Source organism: Marinobacter sediminum (assembly GCF_016820575.1).
Taxonomy (GTDB): domain Bacteria; phylum Pseudomonadota; class Gammaproteobacteria; order Pseudomonadales; family Oleiphilaceae; genus Marinobacter; species Marinobacter sediminum.
Genome location: NZ_JAEMQH010000002.1, coordinates 1,424,723 through 1,441,923, shown reverse-complemented (window position 1 = coordinate 1,441,923; position 17,201 = coordinate 1,424,723). Strand labels below are relative to the sequence as shown.

Annotated in this window: 19 protein-coding genes; 10 read left to right on the top strand and 9 right to left on the bottom strand. The window is 59.5% G+C overall.

Features of this window, described 5'->3' with window-relative positions; translation table 11 throughout:
- Positions 1–11: 11 nt before the first annotated feature.
- From FGO67_RS13410 to FGO67_RS13390, 5 genes are all read right to left on the bottom strand, one after another.
- The gene (locus tag FGO67_RS13410) at positions 12–518 is read right to left on the bottom strand and encodes a hypothetical protein (protein WP_203301132.1); all 507 of its coding nucleotides are present in this window, start codon (positions 516–518) and stop codon (positions 12–14) included.
- Between the two features lie 92 nt (positions 519–610).
- Positions 611–2,377, bottom strand: a complete 1,767-nt coding sequence (locus tag FGO67_RS13405; RefSeq protein ID WP_203301131.1) for a sodium:solute symporter family protein — start codon at positions 2,375–2,377, stop codon at positions 611–613.
- A 6-nt stretch (positions 2,378–2,383) separates the two neighbouring features.
- Positions 2,384–2,647, bottom strand: coding sequence for a DUF4212 domain-containing protein (locus tag FGO67_RS13400; protein WP_203301130.1), 264 nt, complete (start codon positions 2,645–2,647; stop codon positions 2,384–2,386).
- A gap of 211 nt (positions 2,648–2,858) precedes the next feature.
- Positions 2,859–3,566 carry a 3'-5' exonuclease gene (locus FGO67_RS13395; protein WP_203301129.1) on the bottom strand — a complete coding sequence of 236 codons (708 nt, stop codon included), beginning with the start codon at positions 3,564–3,566 and terminating at the stop codon, positions 2,859–2,861.
- 28 nt (positions 3,567–3,594) lie between these two features.
- Positions 3,595–5,511 (bottom strand): putative nucleotidyltransferase substrate binding domain-containing protein, encoded by a 1,917-nt coding sequence (locus tag FGO67_RS13390; RefSeq protein ID WP_203301128.1) that lies wholly within the window; start codon positions 5,509–5,511, stop codon positions 3,595–3,597.
- Between the two features lie 167 nt (positions 5,512–5,678).
- On the opposite strand from FGO67_RS13390, the gene smrA reads away from it, so the two are divergent.
- From smrA to FGO67_RS13345, 9 genes are all read left to right on the top strand, one after another.
- Positions 5,679–6,260 carry a DNA endonuclease SmrA gene (gene smrA / locus FGO67_RS13385; RefSeq protein ID WP_203301127.1) on the top strand — a complete coding sequence of 194 codons (582 nt, stop codon included), beginning with the start codon at positions 5,679–5,681 and terminating at the stop codon, positions 6,258–6,260.
- Between the two features lie 53 nt (positions 6,261–6,313).
- On the top strand, positions 6,314–6,505 hold the full coding sequence (locus tag FGO67_RS13380; RefSeq protein ID WP_203301126.1) for a membrane lipoprotein lipid attachment site-containing protein: 192 nt from the start codon (positions 6,314–6,316) through the stop codon (positions 6,503–6,505).
- A gap of 87 nt (positions 6,506–6,592) precedes the next feature.
- A complete protein-coding gene (locus tag FGO67_RS13375) occupies positions 6,593–7,075 on the top strand; it encodes a (2Fe-2S)-binding protein (RefSeq protein ID WP_203301125.1) in 483 nt (160 codons plus the stop codon).
- A gap of 1 nt (position 7,076) precedes the next feature.
- Positions 7,077–9,281: a xanthine dehydrogenase family protein molybdopterin-binding subunit gene (locus tag FGO67_RS13370; protein WP_203301124.1), complete on the top strand. Its 2,205-nt coding sequence runs from the start codon at positions 7,077–7,079 to the stop codon at positions 9,279–9,281.
- Position 9,282: 1 nt separating this feature from the next.
- Positions 9,283–10,299: an XdhC family protein gene (locus FGO67_RS13365; protein ID WP_203301123.1), complete on the top strand. Its 1,017-nt coding sequence runs from the start codon at positions 9,283–9,285 to the stop codon at positions 10,297–10,299.
- Positions 10,300–10,350: 51 nt separating this feature from the next.
- A complete protein-coding gene (locus tag FGO67_RS13360; RefSeq protein WP_203301122.1) occupies positions 10,351–10,977 on the top strand; it encodes a methylthioribulose 1-phosphate dehydratase in 627 nt (208 codons plus the stop codon).
- Positions 10,974–11,534 (top strand): 1,2-dihydroxy-3-keto-5-methylthiopentene dioxygenase, encoded by a 561-nt coding sequence (locus FGO67_RS13355; RefSeq protein WP_203301121.1) that lies wholly within the window; start codon positions 10,974–10,976, stop codon positions 11,532–11,534. Before FGO67_RS13360 ends, FGO67_RS13355 begins: the two co-directional genes overlap by 4 nt.
- Positions 11,531–12,223: an acireductone synthase gene (gene mtnC, locus FGO67_RS13350; protein ID WP_203301120.1), complete on the top strand. Its 693-nt coding sequence runs from the start codon at positions 11,531–11,533 to the stop codon at positions 12,221–12,223. The genes FGO67_RS13355 and mtnC overlap by 4 nt, the downstream gene beginning before the upstream one ends.
- 33 nt (positions 12,224–12,256) lie before the next feature.
- On the top strand, positions 12,257–13,336 hold the full coding sequence (locus tag FGO67_RS13345) for a DUF3080 domain-containing protein (protein WP_203301119.1): 1,080 nt from the start codon (positions 12,257–12,259) through the stop codon (positions 13,334–13,336).
- An 11-nt stretch (positions 13,337–13,347) separates the two neighbouring features.
- On the opposite strand, the gene tfpB is transcribed toward FGO67_RS13345, so the two are convergent.
- The 4 genes from tfpB to arsC are packed head-to-tail and all read right to left on the bottom strand — an operon-like array spanning position 13,348 to position 16,628.
- The gene (gene tfpB, locus FGO67_RS13340) at positions 13,348–15,165 is read right to left on the bottom strand and encodes a type IV pilus assembly ATPase TfpB (RefSeq protein WP_203301118.1); all 1,818 of its coding nucleotides are present in this window, start codon (positions 15,163–15,165) and stop codon (positions 13,348–13,350) included.
- A 33-nt stretch (positions 15,166–15,198) separates the two neighbouring features.
- The gene (locus FGO67_RS13335; protein ID WP_203301117.1) at positions 15,199–15,558 is read right to left on the bottom strand and encodes a DUF2069 domain-containing protein; all 360 of its coding nucleotides are present in this window, start codon (positions 15,556–15,558) and stop codon (positions 15,199–15,201) included.
- Between the two features lie 56 nt (positions 15,559–15,614).
- A complete protein-coding gene (wrbA, locus tag FGO67_RS13330) occupies positions 15,615–16,220 on the bottom strand; it encodes an NAD(P)H:quinone oxidoreductase (protein ID WP_138442110.1) in 606 nt (201 codons plus the stop codon).
- A 54-nt stretch (positions 16,221–16,274) separates the two neighbouring features.
- A complete protein-coding gene (arsC, locus tag FGO67_RS13325) occupies positions 16,275–16,628 on the bottom strand; it encodes an arsenate reductase (glutaredoxin) (RefSeq protein WP_203301116.1) in 354 nt (117 codons plus the stop codon).
- Positions 16,629–16,736: 108 nt separating this feature from the next.
- Here arsC and FGO67_RS13320 point away from each other — a divergent pair, with 108 nt between their 5' ends.
- Complete coding sequence (locus FGO67_RS13320) at positions 16,737–17,168, top strand: TlpA family protein disulfide reductase (protein ID WP_203301223.1); 432 nt, start codon at positions 16,737–16,739, stop codon at positions 17,166–17,168.
- Positions 17,169–17,201: the final 33 nt, after the last annotated feature.

Here is a 17,201-nt window from a genome sequence, read left to right as displayed (position 1 = left end):
GAATCGTCATGTCAGCTGGTGCAGACGGTTGTCAGCAGTCGATCCGTGGTGTCGAGCATTTTCATGTTATCGACCCGCGGTGTGCCATCGGAACCCAGCGGCACCAGTTCCCGGGATTGGCAGTTGAGAATATGGACCCGATGGGAGATGGCATCCGTCAACTTCTGTTCGAAACGATAAAGCGTGAATCGAACGATGTCCGAGTTGTTCGTATCCTGGCTGATGCTCTTGGTGTCGACAGTGGAGAAAGCCGTGACATAGGGGAAGGCAAAGGTCCAGGGGCGCCAGAGGATGCCATCGGTTTCAGTATCCACGACCACCGCTTCCTCAGGGAGCATGTCTTTTTTGTGGTCGTACCAGGTGTACTCACCATGAATCAGGTAACCAAGCATACCCAGGCCGGCAAACGCCGGGATGATCCACTTGGGGGCGTGGTTGCGGGTGGCGGCACGAATGCCGAGGGCAATCCCGGCGGCGCCCAGGCCACAGAAGACAGTGGCGACAAAGGTCCAGAACATAAAGTCGTTTCCTCAAAAAAAGAACGGGCTCCCTCGGCGAGGAAGCCCGTCCAGTACAACCTGTCAAAGTATTGAATCAGGTCGCGTGTAGCTTAGTGGTCTTGAGCTCCGCTTGCACCACGTGGGTAACGGACGCTCTCAACCAGCTCCTGAATCTCAACGGGCGGCTCTTCAGTAGCGTTGGATACCACGAAGGCTACCGCAAAGTTGACGATTGCACCAACCGCACCGATGGACAGCGGGGAGATACCCAGCACCCAGTTTTCCGGGGTGTCCGCCAGGTTGTTGGTGCCCGGAATGAACAGCCACCCCTTGTAGACGAAAATGTACGTCAGGGTGAAGCCCAGACCGGTCAGCATGCCGGCAATAGCACCGGTGTTGTTAACCCGCTTGGAGAAAATACCCATCATCAGCGCCGGGAACAGGGAAGCAGCGGCAATACCGAACGCCAGTGCCACCACCTGAGCCGCAAAGCCCGGCGGATTGGCGCCCAGCCAGGTGGCCACCACGATCGCGACGGCCATGGAAATCCGCGCTGCCAGCAGTTCGCCTTTCTCGGAGATGTTGGGGTTGATCGAGCCCTTGATCAGGTCGTGACTGATCGCCGACGATATCGCCAGCAACAGACCGGCCGCTGTGGACAGGGCCGCGGCCAGACCACCGGCTGCGATCAAGCCAATGACCCAGCCTGGCAGGTTGGCAATCTCCGGGTTAGCCAGTACCAGGATGTCCCGGTTGACCACCAGCTCGTTGCCTTTCCAGCCGCGGGATTGCGCCTCGGATTCAAACGCCGGGCTGTCGTTATACAGCTGGATGCGTCCGTCTTCGTTTTTGTCGGTGAACTGGATCAGACCGGTGACTTCCCATTCCCGAACCCAATTCGGACGCTCGTCGTATTCGATCGGGGCGGCCGCGGTGCCATCCGGGTAGATGGTGGTCATCAGGTTCAGGCGTGCCATGGAAGCAACAGCCGGCGCGGTCAGGTAAAGCAGGGCGATGAATACCAGGGCCCAGCCGGCGGACCAGCGCGCATCGGCAACTTTCGGCACGGTGAAGAAGCGAATGATGACGTGGGGCAGACCTGCAGTACCGATCATCAGTGACAGGGTAAACAGCACCATGTTCAGCTTGTTGTCTACGTCCGCGGTGTACTCGTTGAAACCGAGATCAGTGATGACCTGGTTCAGTTTGGAGAGCAGCGGCATGCCGGAGTCCACGTGAGTGGAGAACAGGCCCAGACCGGGAATCGGGTTGCCGGTCAGTTGTACCGAGATGAACACCGCAGGAATGGTGTAGGCAATGATCAATACGCAATACTGCGCCACCTGAGTATAGGTGATGCCCTTCATGCCGCCGAGAACGGCGTAAATGAAGACCACAACTGCGGCAATGATCAGGCCCAGAGTGGCGTCGACTTCAAGGAACCGCGAGAAGGCAACGCCGGCGCCCGCCATCTGACCAATAACGTAGGTCACGGATGCCACGATCAGGCAGAGAACCGCTACCAGACGCGCGTTCTTGCTGTAGAAACGGTCGCCGATGAACTCAGGTACGGTGAATTTGCCGAACTTCCGCAGGTAAGGAGCCAGCAGCATGGCAAGCAGCACGTAGCCGCCGGTCCAGCCCATCAGGAAGGAGGAGTTGGCATAACCACCGGCGGCAATCAGGCCCGCCATGGAGATGAACGATGCCGCAGACATCCAGTCGGCGCCGATCGCCATACCGTTGGTGATCGGGTGCACGCCGCCGCCGGCGACATAGAAGTCCTTAGTGCTACCGGCCTTGGCCCAGATAGCGATGAGGATGTACAGGAGGAACGATCCCCCTACGAACATAATGTTGATGGCAAATTGGCTCATTGGTTCTTACTCCTCATGCACGCCGAATTTTTCGTCGATTTTGTTCATGCGCCATGCGTAGTGAAAAATCAGGGCGATAAACGTAAGGATTGAGCCTTGCTGGGCGAACCAGAAGCCCAGATCGGTTCCGCCGATGGGAATGCCGGCGAGCATGGGGCGAAGCAGAATCGCAAAGCCGTAAGAAACCAGAGCCCAAATGACCAGGCTTCCGACAATCAGGCGCAGGTTTGCCTTCCAATAGTTTTCAGCATCGTAGCTATGACCTGACATAGGTTCACTCCTGTGTTTTTGTTTTGGCGAACGAGCGGTTTTTATATGGGGTTTTCCGGATAGAGCATTTGTTATTCATATAGTAAAGCTCCGACTTGTCGTCCTTTCTGACTTTACCCTTAAAGGGGTATATGGATATTGGCAAAAGGTCTAATTCTCAGTCAGTTGCCCGAGACTCGACGGTTTTTTAACCACTTAAGTTGAGCAGGCTTCAAAATCGATGCATGTTTTGGAGGCGTCGGTGGTAGTGCAGTTTGTCGTGCAGTTGGCGCAGGGTCTTCACATCGTGTTTTTTGGCCCGGTTCAGCGCCACCAGCGTCAGTTCTGCGGTCACCAGGGCATCGGCTGCGGCATTGTGACGGGCGCTGGCCTCCAGGCCGAAAAAATCGCTCCAGTGATCGAGGCCTTTGCCCCCCGGTTTTGCCTTGGGGAAAAACACCGGTAACAGGTCGGCTACATCCATCCAGGTGTGGCTGGTGGTGTAGCCAAGTTGGCTACGGAGGGTTTTCTCGAGAAACTTCTGGTCAAAGGCGGAGTGGAACGCCAGCACCGGATCGCCGTTCATCCATTCCAGCAGATAGAGCAGGGCGTCTTCGGTTTCATGGCCCTGGGTCAGGGCTTCATTGCCGATGCCGTGGATCAGCACCGTTTCGGTGATGTCCAGCTCCGGGCGTCTCAGGATCAGGTCAAATTGATCGCTGAGCTGGATCGCGCCGCCGCTGATGGCGACGGCGCCGATGGCGATGACCTCATCCTTGGCGGCATTCAGGCCGGTGGTTTCCAGGTCCAGGACAATCAGCCGGCAATCGGACAGCAACTGGTCGCCTGGAGTTTTCGCGTTGGGCAGGTTCTCCAGATCGAGATGGCCACCCCGGCCTCCCCGGCGCCGATCCAGCCAATGTTTGATTTGCTCAAGCATGGTTCAGGCCCCGCCCCCAGCGTTGCGGTTAGAGTTGATAGGTTAATTCCAGCTTCTGTTGCAGGCGCTGGGCCTGCCGAAACGATTCCCTCAAAATGCGACGGTCCAGCGGGTTCAGGTCGTCCGGGTCAATCAGGTTGGTCAGTTCCTCGCCGCGATTCAGCAGCTCCTGGTGCGAACGCATGCGAATGGCCTGGATCAGGCTGTAGCCTTCTTTCCAGGCATTGGCGTCTTTCGGGTCGAAAACGCCTTTCTTGGCCAGCTCGTCCATCCGCTCCAGGGTGTTGGCGGTGCCCACCCCATTGGCCAGGGCAAATACCCGCACCGATTCCACGAACGGCGCCAACCCCTGACGCTTCAGGTCCAGGGCCTGCTTGTTGCCGTCGGTCACGTAGCGAAAGTTTCGGAACATGGTCAGGGGCGGTTTCCGCTGGAAGGCGTTACCAGCCAGCATTTTTTGGAACAGGGCGTTCTTTCGGATGCGCGACAGCACCTTGTCCAGCAACTCCTCCAACGGTTTGGTCGGTCCGAACACTGCTCGCATGTCCAGGAAGATCGAGGAGTAGACCAGATTCTGGGGTGTTGAGGCATCGATAAACCGGATAAACCAGTCGTCCCACTCGTTGTCGCTCAGGCACAGCTTGGGGTTGCTGGCCATGATGTTACCCTTGCACAGGGTGAATCCGCACTCGGCCAGTTCCTGGTTGACGGTCTGCGCGAACGGCAGCAGCTTCTCCCGTACCTGATCCTCTGTCATCCCCTCCGGTGTCTCGAACAGGATGCCATTGTCCTGGTCGGTCAGCAGCGTCTGTTCCTGGCGCCCCTCGCTGCCGAAGGTCAACCAGGTGAAGGGAATGCCCGGGTCGTTTTTCTTGATGTTCAGTTCCAGCACACGGCGAACGGTTACGTCGTTGAGTGTGGTGATGATCTTCACCACCTGGCCTGAGTCGGCGCCGTGCGCCAACATGGCATCGACCAGGCGGGAGACGTCGGCCCGCAGACTGACCAGGGTACGCAAATGGGTGGCGGTGCCGATGGTGCGGGCCAGATTGACCAGATCGACCCGCTGGAGGGAGAACAAGTCGCGCTCAGACACCACGCCGATCAGGCAGTGTTCGTCGTCCACCACGCACAGGTGGGCAAAATGATGCTCCGCCATCAGCATCGCCGCTTCGAAGGCATCGGCGTGGGCCGGCAGACAGATAGGATCCTGAGTCATCACCTGGCGGATGGGTGCATCCAATGGCGCCTTGTGCTCGGCGATCAGGGTGCGAAGATCCCGGAGCGTGAAAATGCCGGTGGGGTGCCGGTTGTCATCGGTGACAATAATGCTGCCGACGCTGTTTTCATGCATTCGCGCCACCGCCTTTTCGACCGGCAGATCGGGTGAGCAGACGATGGGGTTTCTGAGCGCATAGCGTTCCAGTGGTGTATCCAGGGAATTGCTGGACCCGATGGACGCCATGGCGCTGGACTGGATGCGCTGGTTTACCTGATCAAGCAGGCTGCTAACGCCGCGCAGGCAGAAGTCCCGGAACGGGTCGCTGGCGGAAAACAGGGTGATAAAGGCGTCTTGTTCGATGCTCAGGCAGAAGGTGTCGCCGGCGGCCCGGTGCAGGGTCCTGGTGGGCCGTTCACCGATCAGCGCGGCCAGGGGGAAGCACTCGCCCAGGCTGATCTCAAACGTAGTGTCGGTTCGGTCATCTTTGGCGTTGTGACGTTCACCGCGAATCCGTCCCTGCTTGACCACGTAAAATCGTTTAATGACGCCGTCGTCCGGCGAAATGACTTCATCGCCATCGGCATAGAAACGCAGGGTCGCATGCTCGGCGAAATGGGCGAGGTGGGTATCGTCCATGCTGGAGAAGGGGGCATGCTCCCGGAGAAACGTCATGATGGCGCGTGTATTCTGTGGTCGGGCGCTGTCCGGATTTGCTGCTGCCATGTCAGGGAGCCTTTGCTTCAGTGATGTTTCCGTTTCCAGTGTAGTTCACTGAACGTATGCCGAGCGGCAAGAGTTTGAAGGAAAAGTTGAGGCCGCGCGACGATTCTTTATGGGAAGCGGAGCGGGTGGTAAAGTTTCCGAATTCATTAGGTATTAGTAGCACTACCATGACGACTAAAGAAGAACGCCTGAGCTTTCTTGAAGAAATGAAAGATGTCCGGCGGATCAAGAAGCCCAACCGTGCGGAAGTCCAGACGCCCAGGGATCTCACTCCTGGCCATTTGGAGCGCCAGCGTGCCGCCGTGGCCAAGGCCGTCAAGGACAGCAACCCATTAACGTCCGATATGGTGGAGCCGCTGACGGCCCACGACGTTCTTACCTGGCAACGCCCCGGCATCCAACATGGTGTCTTTCGCAAGCTGCGGTTGGGACAGTACCCCATTGAGGCACGGCTGGATCTGCACAGGATGACCGTTGAGCAGGCCAGGCGGGAAGTGTTTGGCTTTATTGGCGACTGCGTTCGCTACGGTCTGCGCTCGGTTATCATTCTGCACGGCAAAGGCGAGCGAAATCCCGATGGCATTGCTCAGCTGAAAAGTTACCTGGCCAAGTGGCTGCCGGAGCTGGACGATGTCATGGCCTTTCATTCGGCCCAGAAACACCATGGTGGCACAGGCGCTGTCTATGTCATGGTTCGCAAGGGCGATCGAGACAAGCAGCACAACCGTGAGCTTCATAGCCGGCGATAGTCGCTTCGCCCCCCATCGATGATTACTCAAATGACCCCTGAGAGGTATGCAAGGTGAAGAAACTGGTATTGATGATGTTTGCTGTGGCCGCACTGGCCGGCTGTCAGGATCGGGTTATCTGGAATGACAACGGCGAGCTGGAAAGCGCTACCGAGAACCGCGAAGTATGGGACACCAACGGCCAGATGAAAGGCGGTGACCGCAAAATCTGGGTCAACAAGGAAGGCGAGGACGTCGTTAAGTAACCGGTTCGTTTCGGACGCACCCGGGATAATTAAACAACAACATTGTGCGCCTGGATAAGCCGGGAGCGTGTAAGGGAGAGTAGGAACATGGCGGTGAGCCTGACGGTCAATGGCGTAGAGCGTAAGCTTGACGTGGAGGGAGATACCCCCCTGTTGTGGGTGATTCGGGATGAACTGGGGTTGAAGGGCACCAAATTTGGATGCGGTGCCGGGCTATGTGGCGCTTGCACGGTGCATCTCAATGGTCAGCCAGTGCGTTCCTGCTCAACTCCCGTTGAGCTGGCTGCTGGGGCTCAGGTCACCACGATAGAAGGCCTGGGCGACCAGGATCGCCTGCACGCGCTGCAGGCAGCCTGGATTGAGCAGGGTGTGCCCCAGTGCGGTTATTGCCAGTCCGGGCAGATCATGAGTGCTGCCCATCTGCTGGCCAGCAACCCATCGCCGAGCCGGAATGACATCGTCAACGCGATGACTGGCAACATCTGCCGTTGCGGTACCTATTCCCGCATCATCGCTGCGGTCGAGTCGGTGGCGGCAGGTTCGCGCCCGGACCAGCAGGAGGGCGCGTGACATGACCATGAATCGACGCGCGTTTCTGAAAGCAGGCGCCGGTGCGTCTGGCGGCTTGATGTTGTCTCTGTCCTTGCCGGGGTGTGCGGGCATCCAGACCGGTTATGAGCCCGAAACCGGTGAGTGGAAGCCCGATGCCTGGCTTGAGCTGACCCAGGATGATGAAATCTACTTCACCCTGGCTCGGGTAGAGATGGGGCAGGGCACTTACACCGGACTCACCACCCTGATTGCCGAAGAACTGGAGGTGGCGCCTGCCGCCATCACGCCACGGTTTGCGCCGGCGGCACCGGAATACCGTAACCCTCTGTACAAACTGCAGCTCACCGGAGGCAGTACCAGTATTGCCACTAGCTGGGAGCCGCTGCGTACCGCCGGTGCCTCGGCCCGGGAGATGCTGAAATTGGCTGCGGCTCGAATCTGGAAGGTAGAAGCCGAGGCCTGCACGGTTCGAGACGGCCATGTGCTACATCCGAATGGGATTGATTCCCTGCGCTACGGCCAGTTGGTAGAGCTGGCGTCCAAGGAAGTGATACGGGGCGAAGTTGCGCTCAAGCCGCGCAGTGAATGGAAGCTTATTGGCAAGCAAGGCAACCGATTGGACGCCCGGGCCAAGTCCACCGGCACCGCCGAGTATGGTATCGATGTGGAATTGCCGGGGCAGGTTTACGCCGTGGTGACTCGATCACCCCGTTATGGCGGCCGTGTCCGTAGCTTCAACGGCGACGAAGTCCGGGCCATGCCCGGCGTTGTCGATGTGGTCGAGATTGAGCGAGGTGTCGCCGTTGTCGCTGACAAATACTGGCGGGCACGGAAAGCCCAGACTGCACTGAGTGTCAGCTGGGATTTTTCCGATGCCTTGTCATTGTCCACCAGTGACGTGTTTGAGGGATACCGTAAGGCCGCCGATGAAGACCCGGGCGAGTCCGAGCGCAGTGAAGGCGATTTTGATGACGCCAGTAAAGCGGCGTCGACCGTTTTTTCTGCCGAATACGCGCAACCATACCTTGCCCACGCGACCCTGGAGCCGATGAATGCAACGGCCTGGTACCAGGGCGATCGTGCCGAGGTTTGGGCGCCGACTCAGGCCCCCGATTTGGGCCAGATTGCCGTGGCTCGGGTGACCGATCTCTCCCCCGGCGACGTCACTATCCACACCACGTTTCTTGGTGGCGGATTCGGGCGTCGGCTGACCCAGGATTTCATTGAGGAGGCGGCCGCCGTTTCCTTCAAGATTGGCAAGCCGGTCAAGGTGATCTGGTCTCGGGAGGAAGATACCCGTCACGACCTGTTCCGGCCGGCCATGCTGCACCGGATGAAAGCTTCGCTGGCAGACGGCAAACTGACCGGTTGGCACCATCAGATTGTCGGCCCCCAGATTCTCGACTGGTACGTGCGCAACGCCGCGCCCGCCCAGTATCCCTGGGCTCCCAAATTCCTGTACAACAGCCTGGGCTCCGCCGGGTTGATGTTCGAAGGTATCGCCACGCCCAGGGACATGTCCGCCATCGAAGGCGCAATCGAATACCCCTACGGCGTGGGTAACATCGATATCCGTCATACCCACACCGATCCAGGTGTGCCGGTGACTTGGTGGCGGTCCGTTGGCTTCTCCCACAATGGCTTTGCGGTTGAAACCTTCATGGACGAGCTTGCCCACGAGGCGGGTGAGGATCCCTACCAGTTCCGCCGGAAACTGCTGGCGGATGAGCCACGGCACCGGGAGGTCCTCGACCGTGCCGCCAGATTGGCGGGCTGGGGCGAACCTTTGGCCGAGGGACGGGCTCGAGGTATTGCCCTGTTCCGGAGCTTTGGCACGCACGTTGCCCAGGTGGTCGAAGCCGGCATCGAGCATGGTGAGATCCGCGTCTATCGGGTCGCCTGTGCCGTTGACTGCGGCCAGGTGGTGAATCCCAGAATCGTCGAGGACCAGATTGAGGGCGGCATCCTGTTCGGCTTGACCGCTGCCCTGTATGGCGAGATTACGTTGGAACAGGGCGAGGTCCAGCAGAGCAATTTCCACGACTACCGGCTGATGCGTCAGTACGAACGCCCGGAGGTGACGGTGGATATCGTTGACAGCGAGGCGGCGCCGACCGGTGTAGGTGAGCCTGGTGTACCGCCGGTGATTCCTGCTCTGGGCAACGCACTGTTTGCACTCACAGGGCAGCGCCAGCGCTCCCTGCCTTTAACGGCGGATGTCTGATATGTCGAACAAGCGCTCACTAACCTCCGGCCATTCCTCGGTCATTCATGATGTTGCTCGCTGGCTCGGTTTGGGAGAGAGCGAGGGAGAAGGTGTAGGTGAGCGGGAGCGAGTCTGGCTCTGTACCATTGTCGAAACCTGGGGCTCGTCGCCAAGACCGGTGGGTTCCTGGCTGGCGGTCAGCGAGTCCGGACGCTGGAGTGGGTCGGTGTCAGGTGGCTGTCTGGAAGAGGACTTGCTGGGCCGAACCGTCAGCGATGGGCCGGCAAAGCCGGTGCTCATTGACTATGGCATCACCGACGACGATCGCGATAACTTTCAGCTCCCCTGCGGTGGCCGGATCCGGTTATTGGTGGAGCCACTGCAAAGCGCTGAAGCGGCTGAGCACGTTGCTGCCCTGGCGTCGGCGCTGGATCGCCGTGAGCCAGTATTGCGGCGGGTCCGTTTGGATTCGTCCCCGGAGCTTGAGCCGGCGGTGGGTCAGCCCGGTTCGTCAGTAAACTTCGATGGCGAATGCCTGGAGCAGGTACTGCAGCCTGAGTGTCGGCTGTTGCTGATCGGCGCCGGTGAGGTTGCCCGCTATGTCGCCGAGTTTGCCGAGGCGGCCGATTTCGAAGTGACAATCTGTGAGCCCCGGGATGCCTTTGCCGAAGGCTGGGGTTATCCCCATATACCGCTGAACCGGAAGTTGCCGGACGATCTGGTGGTCCAGCACTTCGCTGATCCCTGGTCCGGGGTGCTCGCACTGGCGCACGATCCGCGCATTGATGACATGGGCCTGCTGGCGGCGCTGACGACGCCCGCATTCTATGTCGGCGCTATGGGGTCCCAGAGAACGTCAGACGCCCGCCGTGCTCGGCTGGCCTCATTGGGCCTGGATCAACAGGCGCTGGACCGGCTGCGCGCCCCTATTGGTGTCAGCATTCCCAGTAAGACGCCCGCTGAGATTGCCATCTCCGTGGTCGCCGATCTGATTGCCGCGCGCCACCATTTGCGGGCCGCTTCACCATCCCTATAATGTCCCCACGCGAACGCCTCGAAAGGGGCGTCAGACCCTGAGGGAGAATCCGTGTTTGATGTAACCCGATATGCCATCGCGGCCGACGAGATCGTCGAGGCCGGTCGATTCCTGTACCAGCGAGGCTGGTCACCGGCCACCAGCAGTAACTATTCCGCGCGCATTGATGACCAGCACATCGCGATCACTGTATCCGGGCGCCACAAGGGGCAGTTGGGCGCGGGCGACGTCATGGTGGTGGATCTGGCCGGTCAGCCGGTGCAGAGCAATTGTCGGTCGTCCGCCGAAACCCGTCTGCACACGGTGCTGTACGAGGTTTTCCCGGAGGTTGGCGCCGTGCTGCACACCCATTCGGTCAAGGCCACGGTGCTGAGCCGTCTGTTGGCAGCGGGCGAGCCGTTGGTGCTGGAGGGTTACGAGTTGCAAAAGGCGTTCAGCGGCGTCGATACCCATGAGTCGGTGTTGTCCGTGCCGGTGTTCGACAATACCCAGGATATTGACGCCCTGGCCGGTGACACCAAAGCCTGGTTCAGCGCCCATCGGGACCAGCCCGGGTACCTGATTCGCGGTCACGGCCTCTACACCTGGGGCAAAACCATGGCCGATTGCCTGCGCCATGTCGAAGCCTTCGAATTTTTGTTTGAATGTGAGCTTGAAACCATGAGGGTTCGCCCATGACTACCTTGAGTGTTTTTGATCAAAGCCAGCCAGCGACGGCCCATACGGTAACCCACAACCCTTCGGAAATTCGCGACCTGCTGGCTCAGCACGGTGTGCGCTTTGAACAGTGGCCGACCCGTGACCTGCCGGCGGATGCCTCCCCAGAAGACATTCTGGCGGCTTACCAGGATGAAATCTCGACCCTGAAAGCTGAGAACGGCTTCCAGACTGCGGACGTAATCAGCCTGAATTCGGACAACCCGCAGAAAGAGGCGTTTCGCCAGAAATTCCTGGATGAGCATACCCACAGCGAAGACGAGGTACGGTTCTTTGTTCGAGGGCAGGGGCTGTTCTATCTGCACTTTGGTGACCAGGTGCTGGCGGTACTGTGTCAGAAGAACGATCTGATCAGCGTGCCCAATGGCACCCGGCACTGGTTCGATATGGGGCCGGAACCGGCGTTTACCTGCGTTCGCCTGTTTACCAATCCGGAAGGCTGGGTTGCGGACTTCACTGGCGAAGACATCGCCGGACGGTTGCCCCGCTACGAAGCTCTGGCGGGAGCGGTCGAATGATTCGGGTAGTTTTGACCGATATCGAAGGCACCACCAGTTCGATTTCCTTCGTTCACGATGTCCTGTTTCCGTATGCCAGCGAGCACCTGGCTGACTTTGTTCGGGCCCAGCACCGGGACAACCCGCTGGTGGCAGAGCAGCTGGATGCAGTGGCGACCACCGCTGGCGTTGACCGTGACGATATTGATGGCCTGATCGATACCCTTCAGGGCTGGATTCGTGAGGATCGCAAGGAAACGCTGCTTAAGACGCTCCAGGGCCTGATCTGGGAGCAGGGTTATCAGCAGGGCGTGCTCAAGGGCCACATCTACGATGACGCCGCCGATTACCTGCAGCGCTGGCATGATCGGGGCCTGCGTCTGTTCGTATATTCTTCCGGATCGGTCAAAGCCCAGCAGCTGATTTTCGGCCATACCACGGCGGGCGACTTCACGCCGTACTTCTCCGGCTATTTCGATACCCGGGTCGGCGGCAAGAAAGAAGCCGGGTCTTACCACGCCATCCTCGGTGAGCTAGGGGTAGAGCCGTCCACGGTGTTGTTCCTGTCCGACGTAGAGGCGGAACTGGAGGCGGCGGAAACGGCTGGAATGCAGACCGCCTGGCTGGTTCGCGATGGCGACCTGCCGGACACTGGTCGCTTTGTCGCCCGCACCTTTTCGGAGGTGGATACCCTGCTTAGAAAGCGGTAATCCGCCCTTGGCGTAACCCATCAGGAGATGTTCATGCCCGGTACAGGATGGATCAGATTGTGCGTTCCGGGCCTGTTGATGGTGGTACTGAGCGCCTGCAATCCCTTCTCTGAAGCCCGTCCGATGATGGACGAATACGTCGAACGGGTAGCCCGGGTTCTGGAAACAGAGCCGGGGCTTTCCGCTATCGATTTACCCACCCAAATTCCCCGCCGCCGTGATCGCGTACTGACCATGCCCGAGCTTGAGTTGGGCATGCTCGATTTCCTGTCGCTCTACGGTTGTGAATTGCAGTTCGTAGTGGGTGAGAAGAACTCGGTGATGGGCAAGGTTATGCAGCCGCTGAACCGGCTGCGCTATGAGCTGCGCTTTATTCGCGCAGCCCAGGACTGTATCCCGGAAACCGAAGACGAAGATCTGGTGGAGGTGCTGAACGAAGCCATTGCCAGCAAACGGGAAACCCTGCCGATTGCACTCTGGAACGCCACCTGGGGCGTCGAGGAGATCGAGACCCTGTTTACCCTGGCCAAGGGCTATTATCCGGTTCAGAGCGAGGGCAATCCGGTGGCAAATTTGGCCCGTGACAGTGATCGGATGAATCAGGTCGTGGGCGCGCTGCTGGCGGGAAAAGAAGCGCTGGAGGAGAATGCACTGGATAGTTCGCTGGAGTTTGCCGGTGCGGTCCAGCAACGCTGGCAGGCGGAATACCGGGCCGGCCAGCTGATCAACAGTGCCGCATTGGTTAAAACCCGACTGAATGACGCCACCGCGTTGCTGCAGCAGCGAATCCAGCAACGTCCGCTGTGTCTCAAGGGTAAGCCCAACAATCAGTCAGAGATTGTCCAGAGCATGTTCTTCAGCGTTTATATCGAAAAGATACAGCCCTATATGAGTGATCTTAGCCGGGCCCGGGTTGAGCTGATCGAACCATTGGCGATGATGGCGGAGCGACAAAGGGCGGTGATGCCGCCCAAGTTTGCCCGTTGGTATCGCAAGCATCTGTCTCAGGTGGCGGACGACAGCCTGTGGCTTGAGCTGGATGCCGCCATGGCGCGCCATACCGAGAGCTGGCAGGCCTTGCTGGAACAGTGTGGTATGCGGCCCGGCGCCTGAAACGCCGGGGATTAGCGCTGGCTTTCCGGTGTCACCCGCAGGATCTCTTCCACCGTGGTCAGTCCCGCGGCGACTTTCTGGGCGCCACCCAGCCTTAGTGACTTCATCCCTTCCTTGTAGGCGTCCAGCCGCAGCTGTTCCAGTTCGCAGCGCTCGGTGATCTGCCGGGTCAGATTGCCAGACAGGCTCATGATCTCGTAGACACCCGCGCGTCCCATGTAGCCGGTGTTCCGGCATTCCAGGCAGCCAACGGGCTGGTAAAACTGTTTCGGCACCGGTGCCTTCCAGGGCCGGGTCAGGGCCTGCCAGGCCTGCTCATCCGCCGGCCCCGGTGTCTTGCAATGGGGGCAGAGCGTGCGCGCCAGACGCTGGGCCATAACCCCCAGAACAGTCGCCCGGATCAGGTAGGGCGGAATGCCCAGTTCCATCAGGCGGGTGATTGCGCTGGGCGCGTCATTGGTGTGCAGGGTGGACAGCACAAGATGGCCGGTGAGGGCGGCCTGAACGGCCATTTCGGCGGTCTCCAGGTCGCGGATTTCACCGATCATGATGATGTCCGGGTCCTGCCTCAACAGTGCCCGCACGCCGGCGGCGAACGTCAGATCGATGTTGGTCTGGACCTGCATCTGGTTGAAGGCGGGCTCCACCATCTCGATCGGGTCTTCGATGGTGCAGACATTCAGCTCCGGCGATGCGATCTGCTTCAAGGTTGAGTACAGGGTGGTGGTCTTGCCCGAGCCTGTCGGGCCGGTTACCAAGACAATGCCGTGGGCCTGGGAGGTGATGGTTTGCCAGCGTTGGCGGTCGTCCTTGCCGAAGCCCAATTGCTCATAGGATTTCAGCAGCACATCCGGGTCAAAGATCCGCATCACCATCTTTTCGCCAAAGGCCGTGGGCATGGTGGCCAGGCGCAGTTCCACTTCCCGGTTGTCCGGTTTGCGGGTTTTGATCCGGCCGTCCTGTGGCCGCCGTTTCTCGGCCACATTCAGGCGTCCGAGAATTTTCAGACGGCTGGTGACGGCAACGCCCACATGTTCGGGAAACTCGTAGACATTGTGCAGCACCCCGTCGATCCGGAAACGCATTTGGGTAACCGTCCGTCGTGGTTCTATGTGAATGTCCGAGGCGCGCTGGTCAAAGGCGTACTGGAGCAGCCAGTCGACGATCTTGACCACATGCTGGTCGTTGGCGTCGGGATTTTCGCTGGTACCCAGGTCCAGCAGTTGCTCGAAGTTGTTGCTGCCAACCGAGGCTGACGATTGTCCGCCGCCGGCCTTGCTGACGGAATTCGCCAGCTGGTAGAACTCGACCGTGTAGCGGCGGATGTCCTCCGGGTTGGCAACGACCCGGCGGATGTCTTTCCGCATGGCCTGTTTCAGGTTGCCTTCCCAGTCCGATTTAAACGGCTCCGAGCTGGCAATCCACACCTCGTCCGGGCTAATTTCCACTGCCAGGATGCCGTGCCGTTGCGCGAAGGCGTACGACATTACCTTGGCGATGGCGGAGACATCAATCTTCAGTGGATCAATATGGAAGTAGGGTTGTCCGGCCCAGTCCGCAAGCCACTGGGTCAGCCGGTCGAGATCCAGGGTACGATTGGTTTTCCGGCTGGTAAGCGCGGCTATCGCCACCAGTTCCAGAGGGTGTCGTTTGGCATCCTGGCCTTTGCCGGATGTGGCGCCGAGATTGGCGGTGAGCACACGCTCGGCGTCGCCCTGACTGATTTCCCCGCTAGTGACCAACGCCGTGCACACATCCCTGAGAGTCAGGATGCTTCGAGCCGGCGCCGTCGGCAGGTTGGCGTGTTCTGGCGACTTGGTATCGGACATAGGGTCTCGCAGTCAGGAGCATTGCGGTGGCAGTCAGCCTGCGACCGGGCGGTTGACCTTCAGGTGCACCATGGCGACAGTAAACAGCAAGAAGGTCAGCACGGTCAGGATAACCGGGCCAATGTCGCCCTCACTCAACCAGGCGGTAACCACGGCCTGAGTAAAGTAGAAAATGATCACGAACGCCATCCAGATGTAGCCGCGGTTATGGCCACGGAATACCGGAACCGCAAAGGCAAGAAGGGGCAGCAGCTTCACAGCCAGCACCAACGGAATGGATACGCCTTCCACGGGTGCCGGGTAAAAAGTGGTGGCCAGCAGCGTTGCCAGAACCGCCACGTAGAGCAATATGGTCAGGCGCGCCGTTTTCTGGGCCTTCGGATTGTGCAGCATAGTGTATTTCCCAAAATAAGTGTTCAAATGAAATACGGGCATTGGCCCCGGCTGTATCAGGCTGACAGTTTCAGCGCGAACCGGGCAAGCCGTTCACCTAAGGCCTGGCACAATGATTTTTCGTGCTCGCTGATCGGTAGTTGCTCCCCGGTACCGGCCCAGTGACTGGGGCCATAAGGCGTGCCGCCAGTCTCAGTCTCGCCCAGCGCCTTTTCGGTGTAGGGCAGGCCGCACAGCACCATGCCGTGGTGCAGCAGCGGAATCATCATGGTCAGCAAGGTGCTTTCCTGGCCGCCATGGAGGCTGCCGGTCGAGGTGAAAGCGCCGGCAGGCTTGCCGGACAGGGTGCCACTGAGCCAGAGATCACCGGTGGTGTCGAGGAAATGTTTCAGCGGCGCTGCCATGTTGCCAAAGCGGGTGGGGCTGCCCAGAGCCAGGCCGGCACACTCAGCCAGATCTGCTTTGCTGGCATAGGGTGCGCCGCTATCGGGCACGGGCGGCAGCGATGCCTCCGTTGCCGGCGACACAGGTGGAACGGTCCTGATTCGGGCTTCGATCCCACTGACCCGGGCCACACCCCGGCCGATCTGGGTAGCCAGTTCGGCGGTCTGGCCGTTCCGGCTGTAATACAGAATCAGGATGTAAGGCGATTGTTCAGCCATGGTTAATGTCCTGGGCTAAGGAATGAACGTGAGGTTTCCGGCTTGCGGCCGGAATTACAGAATGGACAGTACGTTTTCCGGTGGTCGGCCTACCGCGACCTTGCCATTCGCGAGTACAATGGGGCGCTCGATCAGTTTGGGGGTGGCTACCATGGCTGCAATCAGCTGATCGCGGCTCAGTCCGGGGTTGTCGAGCCCAAGTTCCCGGTATTCCTTTTCCTTGGTGCGCATCAGTGCCCGGGGTTCGCAATCAAGTGCCGTCAGGATGTCCGCCAGTTCAGCCACTGTGGGTGGTGTGTCCAGGTAGCGTACGATTTCCGGCTCAATGCCCCGGTCGGTAAGCAGTTCAAGGGTCTGTCGCGATTTCGAGCAGCGCGGGTTATGGAAAATCCGGGTGGGTTCTGTCATGTTCTGGCCTGATCGTCCGTCTGAATGGATGCCGTTGTTTAAGTGGCCCGTAGTCTAACAGGAGGTTTTCTCGTGCAGTACCCTGCAAACCGGAGCTTTTTCCCCCGGATGGCCCATGTTGGGCTGTTCTTCCTGGTCTTGGCGTTGGCCGGTTGTGAGAAGATTGAGCTGGAGCGGGCCGACGGGCCAAAGATGAACTGGGATATGCTTCGCGGCCAGTGGGTGCTGGTCAATTACTGGGCTGAGTGGTGCAAGCCCTGTCTGGAGGAAATCCCGGAACTGAATGAACTGGATAAGGCTCCAGACATTGCCGTTCTCGGCGTCAATTTTGACGGCGTGCATGGCGAAGAACTGAAGCGCCTGGGCGAGCGCATGGGAATCGAGTACACCATGCTGGCGGAAGATCCCGGGCAGAAATTAGGCTGGCAGACCCCCGTGGCCCTGCCGGCCACCTTTATTGTTAACCCCGACGGGGATCTGCTGGAGGCCCGGTTCGGGCCCCAGACAGAAGCAGACATCCGGGCCTTGATCGGCGGTTAACCGCCGGGCCCAAACAGAATTTATCAGCAGGAA